Origin of the sequence: Hydrogenimonas sp. (genome assembly GCF_029933015.1) — a bacterium.
In the GTDB taxonomy this organism is placed as follows: domain Bacteria; phylum Campylobacterota; class Campylobacteria; order Campylobacterales; family Hydrogenimonadaceae; genus Hydrogenimonas.
On the sequence record NZ_JAOZOZ010000188.1, the window covers coordinates 1 to 2,500 of the forward strand.

A 2,500-nucleotide genomic window follows, 5' to 3' on the forward strand; every position below is an offset into this window, starting at 1 on the left:
TGAGCGGCGAAGAGGCGGCCGAACGGCTGAAAAAATACGGCTACAACGAAATCGAGGAGAAAGGGGAGAGCTGGCTGCATCGCCTCTTTCGCCGCTTCTGGGGGCCGATTCCGTGGATGATCGAAGCGGCTGGCGCGATGGCCTACGCCGTCGGCCATACCGAAGAGTTCATCATCATCCTCATCATGCTGTTTGTCAACGCCTTCGTCGATTTCTATCAGGAGTCCAAAGCCCTCAACGCCATCGCGGTACTGAAGAAGAAACTGGCGCGAAACGCCCTGGTACTTCGTGACGGCGTCTGGAAAGAGATTCCCGCCAGGGAGGTGGTGCCCGGCGACGTGATCAAGGTCAAGATCGGCGACATCGTACCCGCCGACGCCGAGCTGCTGGGGGGCGGCGACTTTCTGCTGGTGGACCAGTCGGCGCTGACGGGCGAGTCGCTCCCCGTGACGCGCAAGGCGGGCGACGCCCTCTACGCCAACGCGATCGTCAAGCAGGGCGAAATGGTGGCAAGGGTGACGGCGACGGGGCTGAACACCTATTTCGGAAAGACGGTGGGGCTCGTGGCCAAGGCGGAACGGGAGCAGAAGAGCCACTTCCAGAAGATGGTCATCCTGGTGGGCGATTTTCTGATCGCCGTGACGATCGTGATGATCCTGGTCATCGTTTTCGTGGGTCTGCACCGGCACGAAAATCCGCTGGAACTGCTGGCTTTCTCGCTGGTGCTGACGGTATCGGCGATTCCGGTGGCGCTGCCGGCGGTGTTGACGGTGACGATGGCGGTGGGTGCCATGAGCCTGGCGAAAAAGCAGGCGATCGTCAGCCGCCTGGCGGCGATCGAGGAGATGGCTGGCATGGACATCCTCTGCTCCGACAAAACCGGGACACTGACCCAAAACCGTATGAGTCTGGCCGATCCCTTCGTCGCCAACGGACATACGGCCGAAGAGCTGATGCTCTATGCGGCGCTTGCGAGCAAGGAGGAGAACAACGACCCGATCGAAAAGCCGATTTTCGACTATATCGACACCCACGGGCTGCGTGAAAAGCTCTCCGGTTACCATCTGACGAAATTTCTTCCTTTCGATCCCGTGCACAAAAGAACGGAGGGGCTCTACGACGGCAAAGAGTGCCTGGTGTTCACCAAAGGGGCGCCCCAGGTGATCATAGAGCAGTGCCACGAAAAGGAGTTCGACAAGAAGGCGGCCTACGATGCGGTGGAACAGTTCGCCGAAAAAGGTTTCCGTACGCTGGGTGTCGCCTACCGGAGGTGTGAAGAGGACTACTACCACTTCATAGGGCTCATTCCGCTCTTCGACCCGCCGCGCGAGGACAGCAGGGATGCGATCGAAGAGGCACGTGCCAAAGGGGTCGAGGTCAAGATGGTCACCGGCGACAATATCGCCGTGGCGCGCTACATCGCGAAGATCCTGGGAATCGGTGAAAACATCGAAGATGTCCGCGAACTCAAAGGGGAGACGATCGTCGAGTACATCTACCTCTCCGAAGTGCTCTCGCGGGCCATCGCGGAAAAGTTCCATCCCGACGCAGGGAAGGAGGAGATCGACCGGATCGTCTCCGACATCATGAAAAAGGTCAAGCGCGAGCTCTACAACATGCCGATCCCCAAAGGGACCGTCAAACGGCACGAATCTGAAATTATCGCCGCGATCGAGGAGGCCAACGGCTTCGCGCAGGTCTTCCCGGAGGACAAATACTTCATCGTCGACGAACTGCAGAAGGCCGATCATATCGTGGGTATGACGGGAGACGGCGTCAACGATGCGCCGGCTTTGAAAAAGGCCGACTGCGGCATCGCCGTCGACGGCGCCACCGACGCGGCGAGGGCGGCGGCGGATATCGTGCTGATGGCGCCGGGTCTGCGGGTGATCGTCGATGCGATCGAGCAGGCGCGCATCACCTTCGAGCGGATGAAGAGCTATACGATTTTCCGTATCGCCGAGACGATCCGCATCGTCGTCTTCATGACGCTGGCGATCGTCGTCTTCCAGTTCTATCCGCTGACGACCGTCATGATCATCGTCCTGGCGCTTCTCAACGACATTCCGATTCTGGCCATCGCCTACGATCGGACGAAAGTGCGACAGAAACCGGTGCGCTGGGATATGAGAGAGATGCTGGTGCTCTCTTCCTGGCTCGGGGTCGCGGGTGTGCTGAGCAGTTTTCTTATCTTCTACATCGTCATGGTCTATCTCAAAGCCCACCCCGAAAGTGCGGAGATATTGCCCAATGTGCCGCTTTGGGTCGACATGCACGACATCAAGAGTTACGAAGCCTTCGTGCAGTCGATCTTTTTCGCCAAGATGGTCATCGCAGGCCACGGCACCATCTACAACACCCGAATCGACGACTGGTTCTGGAAACGTCCGTGGCCGAGCTGGATTCTCTTCGGTGCCACTTTCTCGACCCGTGTGATCGGTACGATCATCGCCGTCTACGGTTTCGGGCTGATGACGCCGATCGGCTGGGAGTGGGGGAT

Annotated in this window: 1 protein-coding gene; it reads left to right on the forward strand. The window is 59.0% G+C overall.

What is annotated here, in order from left to right; translation table 11 throughout:
* The coding region (locus Q1K23_RS09070; protein WP_300363995.1) for a plasma-membrane proton-efflux P-type ATPase at positions 1-2,500 on the forward strand (2,500 nt) is incomplete at both ends.